Source organism: Micromonospora sp. NBC_01739, assembly GCF_035920385.1.
GTDB lineage: Bacteria > Actinomycetota > Actinomycetes > Mycobacteriales > Micromonosporaceae > Micromonospora.
Window position 1 is genome coordinate 3,383,222 of record NZ_CP109151.1, and the last position, 18,428, is coordinate 3,401,649.

The following is an 18,428-nucleotide window of genomic DNA, read 5'->3' on the forward strand; positions in this document are numbered from 1 at the left end:
TCTGAACGGTTCAGACCTCGACGACGGTGGGCACGATCATCGGTCGGCGCCGGTAGGCGTCGTTGACCCAGCGGCCCACCGTCCGACGGACGATCTGCTGGAGCTGGTGGGGATCGGTGATCCCGTCCGCCGCGGCCCGGTTCAGGGCCTCGGTCACCAGCGGGATCACCGCGTTGAACGCCGCGGCGTCCTCCGAGAAGCCCTTGGCGGAGACGGTGGGACCGGCGACCACCTTGCCGGTGACCGAGTCGACCACCACGGTGGCCGCGATGAACCCGCCGTCGCCCAGGATGCGCCGCTCGGTGAGCAGGGACTCGCTGACGTCGCCGACGGCCAGGCCGTCGACGTAGACGTACCGGCTCTTGACCCGGCCGACCAGGCTGGCCCGGCCCTCCACCAGGTCGACCACGTCGCCGTCCTCGCAGAGCACCACCCGGTCCGGGGCCACCCCGGACTCGATGCCCAGTCGGGCGTGCGCCCGCAGGTGCCGCCACTCGCCGTGCACCGGCATCAGATTGCTCGGGCGTACGACATTGAGCAGGTAGAGCAGCTCACCGGCCGGGGCGTGCCCGGAGACGTGCACCTTGGCCACGTCCTTGTGCACCACGACCGCACCGGCCCGGGCCAGGCGGTTGATCACCCGGTAGACCGAGGTCTCGTTGCCGGGCACCAGCGAGGAGGCCAGCACCACGGTGTCCCCGGGGGCGATGGTGATGTGCCGGTGATCACCGCTGGCCATCCGGCCCAGGGCGCTCATCGGCTCCCCCTGCGAGCCGGTGGACATCAGCACGATCTGCTCCGGCGGCATGGAGGTCGCCTCGTCCAGGCCGACCACCAGGCCGGCGGGGATGTTCAGCAGGCCCAGGTCGCGGGCGATGCCCATGTTGCGCACCATCGACCGGCCGATCAGGGCCACCTTGCGGCCATGCTCGAGCGCCGAGTCGAAGACCTGCTGCACCCGGTGCACATGCGAGGCGAAGGAGGCCACGATGATCCGGCCCCGCGCCTTCGCGAAAATCGAGTCCAGGACCGGGCCGATCTCCCGCTCCGGGGTGACGAAGCCGGGGATCTCCGCGTTCGTGGAGTCCGACAGCAGCAGGTCCACGCCCTCAGCGCCGAGCCGCGCGAAACCGGCCAGGTCGGTGATCCGGCCGTCCAGCGGAAGCTGGTCCATCTTGAAGTCGCCGGTGTGCAGCACCAGCCCGGCCGGGGTGCGGATGGCCACCGCCAGAGCGTCCGGGATGGAGTGGTTGACCGCGAAGAACTCACACTCGAACGGGCCGAGCCGTTCCCGGCCGCCCTCCCGGACGGTCAAGGTGTACGGCTGGATCCGCCGCTCGGCCAGCTTCGCCTCGACCAGGGCCAGGGTGAACTGCGAGCCGACCAGCGGGATGTCGGACTTGTGGGCCAGTAGGTACGGCACGGCGCCGATGTGGTCCTCGTGGCCGTGGGTCAGCACGATCGCCTGGATGTCGTCGAGCCGGTCGAGGATGGGCCCGAAGTCCGGCAGGATCAGGTCGACCCCGGGCTGCTCCACATCGGGAAAGAGCACCCCACAGTCGACGACCAGCAACTTCCCGTCGTACTCGAAGACGGTCATGTTCCGACCGATGGCGCCGAGCCCACCGAGCGGGATGATCCGCAATCCGCCCTCCGGCAGCGGCGGGGGAAGTTGAGCCTCCTCGTTGTGCGCCTCGGTCACGCGCTCACCTCATTCTGCGGCGCCGTCACCCGGCGTCCGTGCATTCGTTTGATCATTCGGGAAGTGGTAGGCCCGCTGCCGCGCAGTCGGCGCGCAACTGGGCCACCTGGTCCTCGGTCGCCGTCACCAACGGCGACCGGACCGGGCCTGCCGGCAGGCCCTGGACGTTCAGACCGGCCTTGACCAGAATCGTGCCCTGAGTACGGAAGATTCCGGTGAACAGCGGCAGCAACCTGTGGTGCAGAGCCAAGGCGGTGGAGGTGTCGCCCGCGTCGTACGCCTCGATCATCCGCTTGGTCTCCGCGCCGGTGAAGTGCGTGGAGGTGCCGACCACGCCGACCGAGCCGACGGCCAACGCGGGCAGCGTCAGGGAGTCCTCACCACTGTAGTACGCCAGATCCGTCCGGCTGGTCACCCAACTGGTGGCGGTCAGGTCACCCTTGGCGTCCTTCACCGCGACGATCCGGCCGTGCTCGGCGAGCCGGACCAGGGTCTCGGTCTCGATCGGCACCCCGGAGCGGTGCGGAATGTCGTACAACATCACCGGCAGGCCGGTGGCGTCCGCCACCGCGGTGAAGTGTCGCAGCAACCCGGCCTGGGGCGGCTTGTTGTAGTACGGGGTGACCACCAGCAGTCCGTGGGCACCGGCCTTCTCCGCCGAGGCGGCCAGCTCGATGGTGTGCCGGGTGTCGTTGGTGCCCACCCCGGCCAGCACCCGCGCCCGGTCCCCGACGGCTTCCACCACGGTCCGGATCAGCTGTTCCTTCTCGGCGTCCGTCGTGGTCGGCGACTCACCGGTGGTGCCGTTGATCACCAGCGCGTCGTTGCGCTGCTCCACGACGAGATGGTTCGCCAGCCGTGCGGCGCCGTCCAGGTCGAGCACACCCTCAGCGGTGAACGGGGTCACCATGGCTGTGATCAGCCGACCGAAGGGGCGGGACACCGCCCGTGCCGGGGCGTCAACGTGGTCGTGCGTCATGGTGACAACCTATCGGACAGCGGAGGGAGGGCTGCCGGGGAAGGGTGGCATGCTCGCCGGGCGGGGCAGCCCCACCGCTCAGGACTGTTCGGCGAGCGGGCTCGCCGCGACCTCGGTACCGTCGGGCAGGGTCGAGATGACGAAGTCGGCGAAGACGTTCGGGGCGACCCCCTGCAACTGCCGCAGGCACTCCACCGCCAGCTCGCGGATCTCCACATCGGCGTGCTCGGTGGCCCGCATCGCGATGAAGTGCCGCCAGGCGCGGTAGTTGCCGCTGACCACGATGCGGGTCTCGGTGGCGTTCGGCAGCACCGCACGGGCCGCCTGACGGGCCTGCTTGCGCCGCAGCGTCGGGTTGGGCTCGTCGACGAAGTGCCGCTCCAGCCCCTCCAACAGCTCGTTGTAGGCCCGCACGCTGGCCTCTGCGGCCTCCACGAAGCGCTTGTGCAGCTCGGGGTCCTCGGCGATCACCCGCGGCTCGACCATCGCCGCGTCCCGCTCCGGGACGTACCGCTGGGACAGCTGCGAGTACGAGAAGTGCCGGTGCCGGATCAGCTCATGGGTGAAGGACCGGGACACCCCGGTGAAGTAGAAGCTGACCGAACCGTGCTCCAGCACGGAGAGGTGCCCGACCTCCAGAATGTGTGCCAGGTAACCGGCGTTGGTGGCGGTGGCCGGGTTCGGCTTCTTCCAGCTCTGGTAACAGGCCCGCCCGGCGAACTCCGCGAGCGCCTGCCCCCCGTCGGCGTCCGTCGACCACGGCACATCCTGCGGTGGCTCGAAATGAGTCCACGCGATCAACCTGACCTGGGGTTGCACCATCTCCGGCATGCCGCGACTCTAACCCCACCCCCACCCTCCCCACCCCTGCACCCCCACCGCACACACCCCACCCTCACCCCGCTGACTCCCCCGCGCCACCCCGCTGACAGCCCCGTCGATCTTGCACTTTTGGTCGCCGAAATACACCCCTTGACCACTTCTGTCCCGACAGAAAGTGCAAGATCGGCGAGCAGAGAGAGGGGGGCGTGGGGAGGGGGCGCGCGAGGGTGGGGCTAGACGTAGAGGGCGGTGAAGGGGGGCCAGGGGAGGTTGCGGGCCACCGAGAAGGCCATCCAGGCGGCCAGGAAGCCACCCACCAGTTTCGGGCCCACCCGCAGCTCGGGTAGCCGCCAGCCGAACGCCTGCCGGCCGGCCCAGGCGATGAAGAAGTACGCCAGGAACGGCAACGCGAAGACGAAGAGGAAGTGGTGCCGGGCGGCAGCCGGCAGGTCGGCGTGCAGCACGTACCACAGGGCACGGGTGCCGCCGCAGCCAGGACAGTCCAGCCCGGTGGTCATCTTGAGCAGGCAGCTCGGCAGGGCGTCCGGCGCCGACCGGGTGGGGTCACTGAGCAGGGTGTAACCGATGCCGGCGCCGACGCAGCCGAGCGCGGCCAAGGGCACCACCCAACGGGGGGTGCGCTCGTACATCCGCGCCACGAACCGGGTCAGTCGATCCGACTCGACCACCGGATAGCCGCCCGGATGACCCGCCGGCCATCCGCCCGGACCCACCTCACCCGCCGGCATCCCGCCTGGCATCCCGGCAACCGGCCCGGCACCCCCGGGCGCGCCAAGGGTCTGCCCGCCAACAGCCGCCCCGGCCTCGGTCGGCACGGCTTCGGTCGGTGTGCCGGGGGAGGTCGGTTCCCCGCTCGACGGGTGCGGCTGGGCGGGCGATCGGTCAACGCTCGTCACGAGCCTCACCGTACACCGGACAGGCCCACCAGGGCTGCGGCCAGCGGGGCGGCCAGGTCTCCGGCGGCCGGCGGCGCCACCGCGTCCAGTCCCAGCCAGCCGGCCAGGCGGTACAGCTCGGCGGCCAGCGCCACCGCGGTCTCCCCGGGGTCGGCCCCCGGCTCCGCCCAGGCCGCCGGCACCAGCAGCACCCCGGCCTTGCGGTCGGCCTTGAGGTCGACCCGGGCGGTGAAGCGTTCCCCCTGCCGGAAGGGCAGCACGTAGTAGCCGTACAGCCGCTTGGCCGCCGGCACGTAGATCTCGATGCGGTAGCTGAAGTCGAACAGCCGCTCGGTGCGGCCCCGTTCCCAGACCAGCGGGTCGAACGGGCTGACCAGGGTGTTGCCGCGTACCCACCGGGGTAGCCGGGCCTGGTGGTGCAGCCAGGCCGGGTGCCGCCAGCCCTGCACCGTGACCGGTTGCAGCTCCCCCGCCTCGACCAGCTCGGCGATGGCCTGTCGGGCTCCGGCCACCGGCAGCCGGAAGTAGTCGCGCAGCTCCGGCTCCGCCGCCACCCCCAGCGACCGGGCGGCGATGCCGACCAGGGTGCGGTACGCCTCGCCGTCCGTAGGCGTCGGGGCGGCCAGCACCTCGGCCGGCAGCACCCGTTCGGGCAGGTCGTAGCGGCGGGCGAAGGAGGTGGTGCGCTCGGCGGCGCAGACCTCACCGGCCCAGAAGAGGAACTCCAGGGCCTGCTTGACCGCCGACCAGTTCCACCCCCAGTTGCCGGTCGCCCGGGGTGCGTCGTGCTCGATCTCGGCCGCGGTCAGCGGCCCTCGGGCGGCCACCTCGTCGCGGACCCAGGCCACCAGATCAGGCTGCTCCGCAGCGATGTGGCGCATGCCACCCCATGCCTCGGCCTTGGCCCGGGCCATCCGCCAGCGAAACACGGAATGCAGGCCGACCGGCACCAGCGACGCCTCATGCCCCCAGTACTCGAACAGCTCACGAGGGCTGCGGTAGGCGGCCGATTCGAGCAGCGAGGTCGGGTAGGGCCCGATCCGGCTGTAGAGCGGCAGGTAGTGCGCCCGTTGCAGCACGTTGACCGAATCCATCTGGATCAGGCCGACCCGGTCGAGCACCCGACGCAGGTGACGACGGGTGGGGGCCCCGGTGGGCGCGGGGTCGGCGAACCCCTGGGCGGCCAGCGCGATCCGCCGAGCCTGGGTGAGGGAGAGCGATTCCTTGATGGCCATCGCGGGCAGGCTACGCCAGCGGTACGACACAGGTGTGCCACGCTGGACCTGCCGTCGTCGGCCGCGTAGAACGGCAGTCATGCCGACCATCCGTCGTGAACAGGCCGCCGACGCCGAGGCGATCGCCCGGGTGCACATCAGCGGGTGGCGGGCCGGGTACGCCGGGATCATGCCGGACGAGGTGCTGGCTCGGCTCAACCCGGTGGCCTGGGCCCAACGGCGCCGGGATCTGGGTACCGCCGATCCGGAGCACCCCTTCACCACCCTGCTGGCCGAGATCGACGGCACGCTGGCCGGATTCACCACCTTCGGCCCGTACCGCAACAATCAGGACCGGGGCGACCTCGACCCGGCCTACGGCGAGGTGGTGGCGATGTACGTGGTGCCGGAGCACTGGGGTGACGGCACGGCACCCGCCCTGCTGGCGGCGGCTCAGGCCGGTCTGCGCGAGCGGGGCCTGGCCGAGTACCGGATCTGGGTGTTGGCGGACAACCACCGGGCCCGCCGGTTCTATCAGCGGGCCGGGCTGTCACCGGACGGTGAGCGGTCGACCTATCCGGTGCCACTGTCCGGCGGGCGTGCGCCGCTGCACCTGGTCGAGCTGCGGTACGCCGGACGACTCGACCGCTGAGGCCGGTGGCTCGTCGGCCCAGCCCGGCCGGCGTACCGGCAGGAAGGCCAGCAACGCCAGGCTGATCCAGACATAGGTGTTGCTGAACACGAACCCGTCCAACCCGGTGAAGTCCTTCTCCCAGGCCCAGACGATCCGACTGATCAGGAAGCCGTACCCGACGATCGCGGCGGCCAGCAGGCCACGGCGTCGGCGGCTGCCCGACGGCGCGGCGACGGCCCCCTCGACCAGCAGCAGCAGACCCGGCAGCAGCCAGACCAGGTGGTGTACCCAGGTGACCGGGCTGACCAGGCACATCACCGCGCCGGTCAGGGCCAGCCCGGCGGTCTCGTTCCCGGCGCGTACGGCGGCACGGGACCGCCACACCCACAGCGCCACGGTCACGGCCACCAGGCCCAGCCAGGCCAGGGTGCTGGGGTTGGTCGGGTCCAGTCGGGCCACCACACCGCGGAGCGACTGGTTGGAGACGAACGCCAGCTCACCGACCCGACCGGTGTTCCACAGCGCGGTGGTCCAGAACTCCCGGGAGGCGTCCGGGAACAGTGCCGCGGCCAGCACGGTGGCCCCGGTAGCGGCGGCCACGGCGGTTACCGCGGCCCGGATGCGACCGGTCACCAGCAGGTACACGATGAAGATGCCCGGGGTTAGCTTGATCGCGGTGGCCAGGCCGATGCCGATGCCGGCCCACCGGCTGCCGCCCGGCAGCAGCCGCATCAGGTCCACCGCCACCAGGAACAGCAGCAGGGTGTTGACCTGGCCGAAGTTGATGGTCTCGCGCATCGGTTCGAAGGCGGCGGCCAGGCAGAACGCCACCGCGAAGGCGAACCAGCGGGTCCACCCGGCCCGCCGGGACACCGGGTCCAGCAGCCACCAGATCAACACCGCGCTGGTAGCCACCCCGGCGGCCACGCTCACCACGATCGCCGCGTGCCAGGGCAGGTACGCCATCGGCAGCATCAGCAGCGCCGCGAACGGCGGGTAGGTGAAGCCGTACTGGGTGCCGGGGCGCAGGTGGTCGTAGAGTTCCCCGCCCTCGCGGGCCCACCAGATGAGTGCCCCCCGGTAGACCTGAAGGTCGAAGAAGCCGTGCCGGGCCGCCGCCACGGACAGGAAGGCGGCCACCGCGACGGCGAGTACGACCACGAAGACGATCTGTCCGACCGTCCGCCTGGCACCCTGCGCCACCGTCGCCTCCCTCACCCTGCGTAGGCTGTCGTCCCATGGCTCTCGGGTTTGTCCGCCCGGCGCGTCCCGAGGACGCCGGCGAGATCGCACGCATCCAGCTCGCCACCTGGCGGGTCGCCTATCGGCGACTGCTGCCCCGGCATGTGCTGGCCGAGCTCGACGAGGGGTTGCTCGCCCAACGCTGGGAGGCTGCGGTACGCCGCCCGCCCAGCGAACACCACCGGGTCCTGGTCGCGGTCGAACAGGCCGAGCAATCGTATCTGGTGGGCTTCGCCGCCTCCGGTCCGGTGGACGCCGAGGCGTTGGCCCCGAACGAGCCCGCCGAGGCCCTCGGCCCGGAGGTGGTCGCGGTGACCGACCTGCTGGTGGAGCCCCGGTGGGGCCGTCGGGGGCACGGCAGCCGGCTGCTGGCCGCCAGTGTCGACCTGTGGCGGGAGTCCGGCTTCACCACGGCGCTGGCCTGGGTCTTCGAAGGCGATCAGGCCTCCCGCAAGTTCCTCACCGCCGCCGGGTGGCAACCGGACGGTGCGGGCCGCGCACTGGACGTGGACGACATGCTGGTCCCCCAACTCCGCCTGCACGTGGCCCTCCCCACCGAGCCGACCGACGCGGGCTGACCCGCACCTAGGCCCCCCGGGGGGCGGTCAGTCGAGCAGGGGGTCCAGGCCGAGGGTCAGGCCGGGGCGGTCGCCGACCGCGCGGACCGCGACCAGCACCCCGGGCATGAAGGACACCCGGTCGTACGAGTCGTGCCGGATGGTCAGCGTCTCACCGGCGGTGCCGAACAGCACCTCCTGGTGGGCCAGCAGCCCGGTGGCGCGGACGGCGTGCACCCGTACCCCGTCGATGTCGGCGCCCCGGGCACCGGCCACCTCGTCGGCGGTGGCGTCCGGCACCGGGCCCAGCCCGGCCTCGGCGCGGGCCGCGGCGATCAGACGGGCGGTGTGGGTGGCCGTGCCGCTGGGGGCGTCGAGCTTGCGCGGATGATGCTGCTCGATGATCTCCACGGACTCGAAGTGCCGGGCGGCGCGGGCCGCGAACTGCATCATCAGTACGGCGCCGATGCCGAAGTTCGGGGCGATCACCACACCCACCCCGGGCTTGCCGGCCAACCAGTCGCGCACCTGGTCGAGGCGCTGCTCGGTGAAGCCGGTGGTGCCGACCACCGCGTGGATGCCCTGCTCGATGCACCAGCGCAGGTTGTCCATGACCGCGCCGGGGGTGGTGAAGTCGACGACCACCTGCGCCCCGGCCTGGGCCACCGTGGACAGTTCGTCGCCCTGGTCGACCGCCGCCACCAGCGTCGTATCGGTAGCGGCCTCGACGGCCTTGCACACCTCGGCGCCCATCCGACCCCGCGCACCCAGTACGCCGACCCGGATCAGCCCGGCCTTTTCCCGCTCGTCAGTCACGCGGCACAACCTATCCCAACAGGTCCGCCGCCAGCCGCAGAGGCGGGAGATCCGGCGTGATGCGGCGATCACCCCGCCGGACAGCCGGACAGCCGAGGGGTCAGGCGGGGAAGTCGCGGTCGGCGAAGGGGCCGACGACTGCCAGGGACATCGGTCGGGCCAGCAGGTCGGCGGCGAGGGTGTTGACGTCCTCCAGGGTGACCGCGTCCACCCGGTCGAGCAGTTCGTTCACCGGCATCAGGTTGCCGTAGAGCAGTTCGCCCTTGGCCAGCCGACTCATCCGCGAGCCGGTGTCCTCCAGCCCCAGCACGAAGGCCCCCTTGCTCATCCCCTTGCCCCGGGCCAGTTCGGCCTCGGTGATGCCGTGGGCGGCGGTACGCGCCAACTCGGCCCGGGTCAGCGCCAGCACCTCGTCCACCCGGCCGGGGGCACACCCGGCGTAGACGCCGAACACCCCACTGTCGGCGTACTGGCTGGCGTAGGAGTAGACCGAGTAGGCCAGCCCCCGCTGCTCCCGGATCTCCTGGAACAGCCGGCTGGACATGCCGCCGCCGAGCACGTTGTTGAGCACACCCAGCGCGAAACGCCGATCGTCCAGCCGGTCGATGGCCGGGCAGCCGAGCACGATGTGCGCCTGCTCGGTCTCCTTGACCTCCACCACCGTACGGGCGGACCGGGTGCGTACCGCCGGGCTGGCCGGGCGGTGCGGCGCGGGCGGGGCCGGGTCGGTGTCCAGGGGGGTGCCGCGCAGCGCCTGCCGGACCAGCCGGACCACGGCGGCGTGGTCGAGGTTGCCGGCGGCGGCGATGACGATCTGCGGGGCGACGTACCGGCGCCGGTAGAAGGTCTGGATCTGGCGGCGGGTCATCGGGGTGACCGTGTCCGAGGTACCGGAGATCAGCCGGCCCAGGGGATGGTCGCCGTAGACGGCCCGGGCGAACAGGTCGTGCACCTCGTCGCCGGGCTCGTCGTCGTGCATGGCGATCTCCTCGAGGATCACGCCCCGCTCGGTCTCCACGTCGGCCGGTTCCAGCACCGAGTCGGCTACCAGGTCACACATCACGTCGATGGCCAGCGGCAGATCCTCGTCGAGCACCCGGGCGTAGTAGCAGGTGTACTCCTTCGTGGTGAAGGCGTTGGTCTCGCCGCCCACCGCCTCGATCGAGGAGGAGATCTCCATCGCACCCCGCTTGTGGGTGCCCTTGAACAGCAGGTGCTCCAGGAAGTGCGCGGCACCGGCCGTGGACCCGGTCTCGTCCCGGGAACCGACCGCGACCCAGATGCCGAAGGAGACGCTGCGCATCGCCGGGATGGCCTCGGTCAGTACCCGCAGCCCGCTGGGCAGCACGGTGCGGCGCACCGTACCCCCCAAGGGGTCCTCACTGAGGGTGCGGGTGACGGCCCGGGTGGCGCCGCCGGCGGACCGCACGGTACCGACTGCCTGCCGGCCGGGGCCGGGTGGCGTCGCCGGCGGGCGAGTCACGGACAGAGACGTTCGCCGGGTACGACTCACGGCAACCTGCTTCCGGTGCGACGAGGGGGTTGACGGTGACGAACCGGCCGGGCGACATGGTCGCCCGGCCGGTCAGCGATTCACTGCGGTTGGTCGAAGATCAGCTGTGCCGGGTACGCCGACGCGGCCGGGAGTCGCCGCCTTCGCCGCCCTCTCCGCCCTCGCCCCGCTCCGGGCCACGGCCGCCCCGGTCACCGCCGCGCTCGCGGTCACCCCGGTCACGCGGGGCACGGTCACCCCGGTCACCACGGCCGGCCGGCCGCTCGCCGCCCGCCTCGGCGGGAGCCGGTGCCTCAGCACCCTCGGGACGGACCTTGTCCAGGTAGATCTTGCCCCGCTGGTCGATGTCGGCGATCTCGACCTCGACCCGGTCGCCGACGTTGAGGAAGTCCTCGACCTTCTCGACCCGCTTGCCGTCGCCCACCTTGGAGATGTGCAGCAGGCCGTCACGACCCGGCAGCAGCGAGATGAACGCGCCGAAGGGGGCCGTCTTGACCACGGTGCCGAGGAACCGGTCCCCGGCCTTCGGCATGGTCGGGTTGGCGATCGCGTTGATCCGCTCGACCGCCGCCTGGGCCGAGGGGCCGTTGGTGGCACCGACGTAGATCGTGCCGTCGTCCTCGATGGAGATCTCGGCGCCGGTCTCGTCCTGGATGGCGTTGATGGTCTGACCCTTCGGGCCGATCACCATGCCGATCTTGTCGACCGGGATCTTCACCGTGGTGACCCGCGGCGCGTAGTCGGACATCTCGGCCGGGGACTCGATGGCCCGCTGCATCACGTCGAGGATGGTCTGCCGGGCCTCGTGGGCCTGCTGGAGCGCGGCGGCCAGCACGTCGGACGGGATGCCGTCGAGCTTGGTGTCGAGCTGCAGGGCGGTCACGAAGTCCCGGGTGCCGGCGACCTTGAAGTCCATGTCGCCGAAGGCGTCCTCGGCACCGAGGATGTCGGTCAGCGTCACGTACTGGGTCTTGCCGTCGACCTCGTCGGAGATGAGGCCCATGGCGATGCCGGCCACCGGGGCCTTCAGCGGCACACCGGCGCTGAGCAGGCCCAGGGTCGAGGCGCAGACCGAGCCCATCGAGGTGGAGCCGTTGGAGCCCAGGGCCTCGGAGACCTGCCGGATGGCGTACGGGAACTCCTCGCGCGAGGGCAGCACCGGGATCAGGGCCCGCTCCGCGAGGGCGCCGTGGCCGATCTCGCGGCGCTTCGGCGAACCGACCCGGCCGGTCTCACCGGTGGAGTACGGCGGGAAGTTGTAGTTGTGCATGTAGCGCTTGGACTTCTCCGGGGAGAGGGTGTCCAGGGCCTGCTCCATGCGCAGCATGTTGAGGGTGGTGACGCCCAGGATCTGGGTCTCGCCGCGCTCGAACAGCGCCGAGCCGTGCACCCGGGGCAGCACCCCGACCTCGGCGTTCAGCGGCCGGATGTCGCGCGGGCCACGCCCGTCGATGCGGACCTGCTCCCGCAGCACCCGGTTGCGCACCTCGGACTTGGTCAGCGAGCGGAAGGCAGCCGACAGCTCCTTCTCCCGACCCTCGAAGCGCGGGCCGAGCTCCTCCACCAGGCGGGACTTGACCGCGTCCAGGGCCTCCTCGCGATCCGCCTTGCCGGCGATCTGGAGAGCCTCGGCGACATCGCCGCGAGCGAACTCGGCGACCGCGTCGTACGCGTCGTTCTGGTAGTCCAGGAACACGGGGAACTCGGCGACCGGCTTGGCGGCGACCTCGGCCAGCTCGCTCTGCGCCCGGCACAGCTCACGGATGGCCGGCTTGGCGGCCTCCAGGCCGCTGGCCACGACCTCCTCGGTCGGGGCCGGGGCGCCGTCGGCGACCAGCTTGACGGTGTGCTCGGTGGCCTCGGCCTCGACCATCATGATCGCGACGTCGCCGTCGGCCAGGGCCCGACCGGCAACCACCATGTCGAAGGTGGCCCGGCTGAGCTCGTCGTGGGTCGGGAAGGCGACCCACTGGCCGTCGACGTGCGCCATCCGGGTGGCCCCGATCGGGCCGGAGAACGGCAGGCCGGACAGCTTGGTCGACATCGAGGCGGCGTTGATCGCCACCACGTCGTACGGGTGCTGCGGGTCGAGCGCGAGGATGGTCTCGACGACCTGGACCTCGTTACGCAGGCCCTTGACGAACGACGGGCGCAGCGGCCGGTCGATCAGGCGGCAGGTGAGGATGGCGTCCTCGCTGGGACGGCCCTCCCGGCGGAAGAACGAGCCGGGGATCCGGCCCGCGGCGTACATCCGCTCCTCGACGTCGACGGTCAGCGGGAAGAAGTCGAACTGCTCCTTCGGCTGCTTGCCGGCGGTGGTGGCGGACAGCACGACCGTCTCGCCGAGCTGGGCGACGACGGAGCCGGCGGCCTGACGGGCCAGCCGGCCGGTGGAGAAGGTGATCTCACGGGTGCCGAAGGACCCGTTGTCGATCACGGCGGTGCGGGATTCGGTGCCGAGTTTGGTCTCGGTCATGGTGCGGCAATGCTCCTTCGCATCGGGGGCCACGAGCGGGAGCTGTACCGACGGCCGGTCTTCGATCGAAGCGCCCGGGACCACCGGCGAAAGCCGGAGACACCCGGAGGCCACTACCGGAGACCGGTACGCCGACGGCTCCCCTGTCTGGGTGCTCGCAGCCCGTGTCTCGAGGTGGTTACGCCGACGGGGGAGCGGCCCGGTGGCCACTCCCCCGTCTCACGTCACCGGCGCAGGCCGAGCCGCTCGATGAGCGACCGGTAGCGGTTGATGTCCTTCTTCTGCACGTAGTTGAGCAGCCGACGGCGGCGGCCGACCAGCAGCAGCAGCCCACGGCGGCTGTGGTGGTCGTGCTTGTGCACCTTCAGGTGCTCGGTGAGGTCAGCGATCCGCTTGGTGAGGACCGCGACCTGCACCTCCGGCGAACCGGTGTCGCCCTCGACGGTCGCGTACTCCTCGCGGATCTTGGCCTTTGCCTGCTGGTCGAGCGCCATGTTCTCCCTGTTTCAGTGGGTTGTCGATGGTGTCCGTGCGAGCCAGGCTGAATCTCTGCAGGCTGGGCATCGCTACCGGACGTCCTCGCATCCGCGGCGTCGAGCAGACATGCGAGGACCCACGTCGGTCAGCCGACGTCTTCGTCAGCCTACCAGCACCTCGTGACCATCGCCCGAATGAGGCCGTCAGGCCAGCGCCCGGCGGGTCCGTTCGACGTCCTGGGCGATCTGGGCCACCAGTGGCTCGACGCCGTCGAAGCGGACCTGTCCCCGCAGGTGGGCCACGAAATCCAGGGCCAGTCGCTCGCCGTACAGGTCGCCGTCGAAATCCAGCGCGTACGCCTCGACCCGGCGTTCCCGGCCGGCGAAGGTCGGGTTGGTGCCGATCGAGACGGCCGCGCCCAGCGGCTCACGCTGACCCCGACGGATCAGCCGGGCGGCGTAGATGCCGTCGGCCGGGATCGCGGCGTAGCGGTGGCAGAGCAGGTTGGCGGTCGGGAAGCCCAACTCCCGGCCGCGCTGGTCACCCCGGACCACGACCCCCTCCAGCCGGTGCGGACGCCCCAGGGCGCTGGCCGCCGCGGTCACGTCACCGGCATCCACGCAGGAGCGGATGTACGTCGAGGAGAAGACCGTGCCGGCCTCGGCCACCAGGGGTGCCCCCTCGACGGCGAAGCCGAAGGTACGCCCCAACTGCTCCAACAGCGCCACGTCCCCGGCGGCCCGGTGCCCGAACCGGAAGTTGTCCCCCACCACCACCAGGGCGGCGTGCAGGTGCTCGACCAGCACGTCGTGGACGAAGGCCTCCGCCGGCAGCCGGGAGAACTCGGAGGTGAACGGCACCACACAGAGCACATCGACACCGAGGGCCTCGATCAGCTCCGCCTTGCGGGCCGGCTCGGTGAGCACCGCCGGATGGGAACCCGGCCGCACCACCTCGGCCGGATGCGGGTCGAAGGTGACCACGACGGACTGCACTCCCCACTCCCGGGCGCGCGCCACCGCGTGCCCGATGGTGGCCTGGTGGCCCTTGTGCACGCCGTCGAAGACCCCGATGGTGACCACCGAACGTCCCCAACCCCCCGGCGCCGCGTCGTACCCCCGCCACCGCTGCATGCTCGTCCTTCCTGTAGCCGGTACTGCCAGGTCTTCCACTCGGGTGTCGGCCGCCGTCACGCCGGGGCGAGCACGATCTCCGCGCGGGCCCGGCCGGCCCGCTCGCTGACGATAGCGATCAACTGGCCGGCCGGATCGAAGACCGCGTACGGCCCGAGGTGGCCGATCGGGTCGAGCGGGCCGCCGTGGGAGAGCACCTTCGCCTCCTCCGGGCTGGCCACCCGGGTGGTGAAGAACCGGGCGGCGGCGGCCGCCAGCGGAAGGTCGACCACCTCGGGGGCGCGTTGTTCCAGCTCATCCAGGGTGGCGGCCTCGGCCAGGGTGAAACCCCCCACGGCGGTACGCCGCAGGGCGGTGAGATGTCCGCCGACCCCCAGCGCCAGGCCGGCGTCCCGGGCGATCGCCCGGATGTAGGTGCCGGTCGAGCAGGCCACCTCCACGTCTACGTCCACCACCTCGGGCTGGTCCCGGCGGATGGCCAGCACCTCCAGCCGGGACACGGTGACCCGCCGGGCCGGCAGGTCGACGGTCTCGCCGTCCCGGACCCGCTTGTACGCCCGCTGCCCGTTGATCTTGACGGCGCTGACCGCGCTCGGCACCTGGTCGATCTCGCCGGTCAAGGCGGCCAGGGCGGCATGGATCGCCTCGTCGGTCAGCGCACCGGCGGATGCGGTGGCGATCACCTCGCCCTCCGCGTCGTCCGTGACGGTGGACTGGCCCAACCGGATGGTGGCGGCGTAGGTCTTGTCGGCGCCGATCACGTAGGTCAGCAGGCGGGTGGCCCGACCCACCCCGATCACCAGCACCCCGGTGGCCATCGGATCCAGGGTGCCGCCGTGGCCCACCCGGCGGGTACGCGCGAATCGGCGGATGCGCGCCACCACATCATGCGACGTCATGCCGCCCGGCTTGTCCACCACGATCAGACCGTCTGTGCTCACGACGTGCAAGCCTGCCAGATCGACCCGGCGGGCCCGGCAGCGGACGACCGGCCGCCGAAACCGGATTTACGGCGTGGAACACGACTGTGACGATGAACTCACAGCGGCGTCGGCCGATCCGGTGCCGCCGACCACGGGGAGACCGAAATGACCACCGGCGGCACATCCACCGAGCGGCCCGATGAGACTATCCGCCTGCGTACGCCCCGACCGGCGAGCACCCTGCCCGCCTGGATGCTCGATCCGCCACCTCCCAGGCGCACCCTGGGGGTGCGGGTCGCCCAGGCGTTCGCCGCCCTGCCCGGCGTGGGCCGGCTGCGCCGCCGCTGGTGGGCCTGGCAGGACCGGGACCGCCTCTACCAGCGCTACCCGACCACCTTCAAGATGGTCGCCATGGTCGTCTCCTGGATCGTGGTGATGGCCCTGGTGTCGCTGCTCTACGCCCTCTACGCCCAGATCTGACCCTGTTCCGGCCGGGATCAGGCGGCGGGTGTCGCCCGGGATTCGGTGCGGACCGCCCCGGTGACCGCCCAGGCTCCGCTGCGCAGGCGCAGCACCAGGCCGATCAGCCGGATCACGGTGAACAGCAGCAGACCCGCCCAGATGCCGCCGAGGCCGAGGGTGAAGGCGTGGGAGAGCCAGATCGCGGGGAGGAATCCGCCGAGGGCGCCGACCACGGTCAGATTACGCAGATACCGAATGTCACCGGCACCGATCAGGACCCCGTCCAGGGCGAACACCACCCCGGCCAGGGGCAGCATGACGACGAACCAGGGCCAGGCCACCAGGGCCTGCTCGTGTACCGCCGGCTCGGCGCTGAACCAGGTCGGCACCACCCCCGCCCCGGCTGCGGCCAGCACGGCGAACGCCGCCCCGCACACCGCACCGAACCGACCGATCCGCTTGGCCAGGGCGCGGGCCGCCTGATCGTCGCCGGCCCCCAGGGCGGCACCGACCAGGGCCTGCGCGGCGATGGCCAGCGCGTCGAGCACCAGGGCCGCGAAGAACCAGAGTTGTACCGCGATCTGGTGAGCACCGACCGCGGCGGCGCCGAACCGGGCGGCGACCGCCGTCGCGGACAGGAAGCTGGCCTGGAAGGCCACCCCACGGATCAACAGGTCCCGGCTGAGGACCAGTTGCTGGCCGATGACCCGCAGGTGCGGGCGCAGGGCCACCCGCTCGGCCACCAGGGCCCCGGCGAACAGGACCCCGGAGAGGGTCTGCGCGATCACGTTCGCCACCGCGGAACCGTTCAGGCCCATCCCCACCGGATAGACCAGCACCGGGCAGAGCACCGCCGAGAGCAGGTTGGGCCCGACCACGAACCACAACGGCCGACGGGTGTCCTGCACACCGCGCAGCCAGCCGTTGCCGGCGGCGGCCAGCAGCAGCCCGGGGGCCCCGAGGGAGGCGATGCGCAGCCACTCACCGGCGGCCCTGCCGACCTCTCCCCCGCCGGCCAGGGCACCGGTCAGCGCCGGGCCCCCGACCTGCATCCCGATGGCGACCAGCACCCCAAGGGCCAGGGCCAGCCAGGAGGCCTGCACCCCCTCGGCCACCGCGGCGGCCCGGTCCCCGGAACCGAAGCGGCGGGCGGCGCGCCCGGTGGTGCCGTACGCGACGACCGTGCCCACCCAGGCGGTGAGGGTCATCACGGTGCCGCCGACGGCGACCGCCGCCAACGGAACCTGACCCAGATGCCCGACGACGGCGGTGTCCACCAGGACGTAGAGCGGCTCGGCGGCCAGCACCACGAGGGCCGGCAGGGCTAGCGCGGCGATCCGGCGGGGCGAGGCGACCCGGTCGACGGTCGGGGTGGGCTGGCTCATCGCCGCCGATACTGGCACGCGAGGTGTAAGGAGACAAGAGAAGTGTGCTGCTTACCAATGGCGGTCACGTCACACCATGGCGGGCGGTGGTGGAGCGGTGGAACTACCGGACGGTGACGCCGTACGTGCCAGGCGGTCTCGGCGTCACCGCCGGTCGGGTACGTTCACTGACGGGTGTCCATGGAGGTCTGCAGGGCGCGGCGGGCCTGCTCGCGGGCCTCGTCGGTGGTCTCGGGCTTGGGCTTGGCGGCCATGGTGAGTCCCTTCCAGGGCGCGCGTCGCCGAGCACGGCGGCGCGTCACGGGCGATGTCGCTGACGGCGCCCAGCCCAGGCTCCGGGGTCGCCGGAGCGGCGGGTGGACGACCTTTACGGCCCGGGTCGGTCGACCCTGGAGGAAAGCGGCGCAGGGTATGGCTCCGCCATCCTGACCTGCGCCATAACGGCGTCGGCCGATACCCAAGTTATCGTTCAGGTCCACATGTCGCCCACGGTTCCCGACATCTGGACCGATCGAACCCGATCACCGCGCCAGGAAATGCCAGCCCACCCACCACCAGAAGCCGAACAACCCGATCCGCCCGACCGGGACCGGGCCCACCTCGTAGCGCATCACGTACGCGCAGACCTCGCCGAGGGTCGGAATCCGCGATCCCTCCCGGCGGGCCAGCCACTCGACCAGGCCGAACAGCGCCAGCCCGACCAGGAATCCACCGATCGCCAGGGCCCGCATCATCGCCGCACCAAACCCCAGAAGGCCGACAGCCACACCAGCCAGCCGGCGGACCGCACCAGCCGGTCCTCCAGCAGCGGGTCCGCCAGCCGGGAGAAGGTGGGGAAGTCGTCACCGGCCGCCGAGAAGAAGGTCGCACCCTCGAAGACGCCGAACACCAGCACCGGCAGGGTCCACCAGAGGGCACCCGAGTTCAGCCGCTGCGGAGCCGGTCGACGCGGCACCCGATTCGACATCCCGAGCCAGATCAGCATCCCGCCGGCCCCGAACACATAGAGATTTGCCTCCGTCGAGAAGGACGGAAAACGACCACCGACCAGGGAGAGAGCGACGAGCACCGGCACACTGACGACCGGGCGCTCCCAGGTTCGAGGGGCCTCTAGGGTGAGGTCGCGGGGCTGCTCCATCATCCGATTCTCCCGATCCCGTCCAGGTACGGAAAGGT

General features: G+C 71.5%; 19 protein-coding genes. 3 read left to right on the top strand and 16 right to left on the bottom strand.

The genetic code is table 11. The features are described from left to right. Positions 1-10: 10 nt before the first annotated feature. The 5 genes from OIE53_RS15000 to OIE53_RS15020 form a co-directional block, all read right to left on the bottom strand. Complete coding sequence (locus OIE53_RS15000) at positions 11-1,702, bottom strand: ribonuclease J (protein WP_327022175.1); 1,692 nt, start codon at positions 1,700-1,702, stop codon at positions 11-13. Positions 1,703-1,754: 52 nt separating this feature from the next. Next, positions 1,755-2,681 carry a 4-hydroxy-tetrahydrodipicolinate synthase gene (gene dapA, locus OIE53_RS15005; protein WP_327022176.1) on the bottom strand — a complete coding sequence of 309 codons (927 nt, stop codon included), beginning with the start codon at positions 2,679-2,681 and terminating at the stop codon, positions 1,755-1,757. A 78-nt stretch (positions 2,682-2,759) separates the two neighbouring features. After that, positions 2,760-3,503, bottom strand: a complete 744-nt coding sequence (gene thyX, locus OIE53_RS15010; RefSeq protein WP_327027218.1) for an FAD-dependent thymidylate synthase — start codon at positions 3,501-3,503, stop codon at positions 2,760-2,762. 233 nt (positions 3,504-3,736) lie between these two features. Next, the gene (locus OIE53_RS15015) at positions 3,737-4,264 is read right to left on the bottom strand and encodes a DUF2752 domain-containing protein (RefSeq protein WP_393337657.1); all 528 of its coding nucleotides are present in this window, start codon (positions 4,262-4,264) and stop codon (positions 3,737-3,739) included. Between the two features lie 161 nt (positions 4,265-4,425). Next, complete coding sequence (locus tag OIE53_RS15020; protein WP_327022177.1) at positions 4,426-5,655, bottom strand: winged helix-turn-helix domain-containing protein; 1,230 nt, start codon at positions 5,653-5,655, stop codon at positions 4,426-4,428. A 79-nt stretch (positions 5,656-5,734) separates the two neighbouring features. Here OIE53_RS15020 and OIE53_RS15025 point away from each other — a divergent pair, with 79 nt between their 5' ends. Next, entirely contained in the window at positions 5,735-6,286 is a 552-nt protein-coding gene (locus tag OIE53_RS15025; RefSeq protein WP_327022178.1) for a GNAT family N-acetyltransferase, read from the top strand. Here the strand turns inward: OIE53_RS15025 and OIE53_RS15030 are convergent. Then, on the bottom strand, positions 6,185-7,471 hold the full coding sequence (locus OIE53_RS15030; RefSeq protein ID WP_327027220.1) for a glycosyltransferase family 87 protein: 1,287 nt from the start codon (positions 7,469-7,471) through the stop codon (positions 6,185-6,187). The genes OIE53_RS15025 and OIE53_RS15030 overlap by 102 nt on opposite strands. Before the next feature lie 35 nt (positions 7,472-7,506). On the opposite strand from OIE53_RS15030, the gene OIE53_RS15035 reads away from it, so the two are divergent. After that, positions 7,507-8,088, top strand: coding sequence for a GNAT family N-acetyltransferase (locus OIE53_RS15035; RefSeq protein WP_327022179.1), 582 nt, complete (start codon positions 7,507-7,509; stop codon positions 8,086-8,088). Positions 8,089-8,115: 27 nt separating this feature from the next. Here the strand turns inward: OIE53_RS15035 and dapB are convergent, their stop codons facing one another. The 6 genes from dapB to truB form a co-directional block, all read right to left on the bottom strand. Then, the gene (dapB, locus tag OIE53_RS15040; protein WP_327022180.1) at positions 8,116-8,883 is read right to left on the bottom strand and encodes a 4-hydroxy-tetrahydrodipicolinate reductase; all 768 of its coding nucleotides are present in this window, start codon (positions 8,881-8,883) and stop codon (positions 8,116-8,118) included. 100 nt (positions 8,884-8,983) lie between these two features. Next, positions 8,984-10,366 carry a M16 family metallopeptidase gene (locus OIE53_RS15045; protein WP_393337117.1) on the bottom strand — a complete coding sequence of 461 codons (1,383 nt, stop codon included), beginning with the start codon at positions 10,364-10,366 and terminating at the stop codon, positions 8,984-8,986. A 130-nt stretch (positions 10,367-10,496) separates the two neighbouring features. Continuing rightward, on the bottom strand, positions 10,497-12,872 hold the full coding sequence (locus OIE53_RS15050) for a polyribonucleotide nucleotidyltransferase (protein WP_327022182.1): 2,376 nt from the start codon (positions 12,870-12,872) through the stop codon (positions 10,497-10,499). A gap of 224 nt (positions 12,873-13,096) precedes the next feature. Continuing rightward, complete coding sequence (rpsO, locus tag OIE53_RS15055) at positions 13,097-13,366, bottom strand: 30S ribosomal protein S15 (RefSeq protein WP_137782330.1); 270 nt, start codon at positions 13,364-13,366, stop codon at positions 13,097-13,099. Positions 13,367-13,552: 186 nt separating this feature from the next. Next, on the bottom strand, positions 13,553-14,482 hold the full coding sequence (locus OIE53_RS15060; protein WP_327022183.1) for a bifunctional riboflavin kinase/FAD synthetase: 930 nt from the start codon (positions 14,480-14,482) through the stop codon (positions 13,553-13,555). A gap of 56 nt (positions 14,483-14,538) precedes the next feature. Continuing rightward, on the bottom strand, positions 14,539-15,423 hold the full coding sequence (gene truB, locus OIE53_RS15065; protein ID WP_393337122.1) for a tRNA pseudouridine(55) synthase TruB: 885 nt from the start codon (positions 15,421-15,423) through the stop codon (positions 14,539-14,541). Positions 15,424-15,570: 147 nt separating this feature from the next. Between truB and OIE53_RS15070 the strand changes: the two genes are divergently transcribed. Beyond that, positions 15,571-15,885, top strand: a complete 315-nt coding sequence (locus OIE53_RS15070; RefSeq protein ID WP_327022184.1) for a hypothetical protein — start codon at positions 15,571-15,573, stop codon at positions 15,883-15,885. A gap of 17 nt (positions 15,886-15,902) precedes the next feature. Here OIE53_RS15070 and OIE53_RS15075 read toward each other — a convergent pair whose 3' ends face one another. From OIE53_RS15075 to OIE53_RS15090, 4 genes are all read right to left on the bottom strand, one after another. Then, on the bottom strand, positions 15,903-17,252 hold the full coding sequence (locus OIE53_RS15075; protein WP_327022185.1) for an MATE family efflux transporter: 1,350 nt from the start codon (positions 17,250-17,252) through the stop codon (positions 15,903-15,905). A 164-nt stretch (positions 17,253-17,416) separates the two neighbouring features. Next, the gene (locus OIE53_RS15080) at positions 17,417-17,554 is read right to left on the bottom strand and encodes a hypothetical protein (RefSeq protein ID WP_327022186.1); all 138 of its coding nucleotides are present in this window, start codon (positions 17,552-17,554) and stop codon (positions 17,417-17,419) included. 219 nt (positions 17,555-17,773) lie between these two features. After that, a complete protein-coding gene (locus tag OIE53_RS15085; protein ID WP_181445169.1) occupies positions 17,774-17,983 on the bottom strand; it encodes a DUF6186 family protein in 210 nt (69 codons plus the stop codon). Next, positions 17,983-18,390: a hypothetical protein gene (locus OIE53_RS15090; RefSeq protein WP_327027223.1), complete on the bottom strand. Its 408-nt coding sequence runs from the start codon at positions 18,388-18,390 to the stop codon at positions 17,983-17,985. The genes OIE53_RS15085 and OIE53_RS15090 overlap by 1 nt, the downstream gene beginning before the upstream one ends. Positions 18,391-18,428: the final 38 nt, after the last annotated feature.

Excerpts from the sequence above, each read along its gene's own strand:
- dapA (WP_327022176.1), bottom strand. The coding sequence starts at position 2,681 with ATGACGCACGACCACGTTGACGCCCCGGCACGGGCGGTGTCCCGCCCC.
- thyX (WP_327027218.1), bottom strand. The coding sequence starts at position 3,503 with ATGGTGCAACCCCAGGTCAGGTTGATCGCGTGGACTCATTTCGAGCCA.
- OIE53_RS15015 (WP_393337657.1), bottom strand. The coding sequence starts at position 4,264 with ATGCCAGGCGGGATGCCGGCGGGTGAGGTGGGTCCGGGCGGATGGCCG.
- OIE53_RS15020 (WP_327022177.1), bottom strand. The coding sequence starts at position 5,655 with ATGGCCATCAAGGAATCGCTCTCCCTCACCCAGGCTCGGCGGATCGCG.
- OIE53_RS15025 (WP_327022178.1), top strand. The coding sequence starts at position 5,735 with ATGCCGACCATCCGTCGTGAACAGGCCGCCGACGCCGAGGCGATCGCC.
- OIE53_RS15035 (WP_327022179.1), top strand. The coding sequence starts at position 7,507 with ATGGCTCTCGGGTTTGTCCGCCCGGCGCGTCCCGAGGACGCCGGCGAG.
- OIE53_RS15050 (WP_327022182.1), bottom strand. The coding sequence starts at position 12,872 with ATGACCGAGACCAAACTCGGCACCGAATCCCGCACCGCCGTGATCGAC.
- rpsO (WP_137782330.1), bottom strand. The coding sequence starts at position 13,366 with ATGGCGCTCGACCAGCAGGCAAAGGCCAAGATCCGCGAGGAGTACGCG.
- OIE53_RS15060 (WP_327022183.1), bottom strand. The coding sequence starts at position 14,482 with ATGCAGCGGTGGCGGGGGTACGACGCGGCGCCGGGGGGTTGGGGACGT.
- OIE53_RS15070 (WP_327022184.1), top strand. The coding sequence starts at position 15,571 with ATGACCACCGGCGGCACATCCACCGAGCGGCCCGATGAGACTATCCGC.
- OIE53_RS15075 (WP_327022185.1), bottom strand. The coding sequence starts at position 17,252 with ATGAGCCAGCCCACCCCGACCGTCGACCGGGTCGCCTCGCCCCGCCGG.
- OIE53_RS15085 (WP_181445169.1), bottom strand. The coding sequence starts at position 17,983 with ATGCGGGCCCTGGCGATCGGTGGATTCCTGGTCGGGCTGGCGCTGTTC.
- OIE53_RS15090 (WP_327027223.1), bottom strand. The coding sequence starts at position 18,390 with ATGGAGCAGCCCCGCGACCTCACCCTAGAGGCCCCTCGAACCTGGGAG.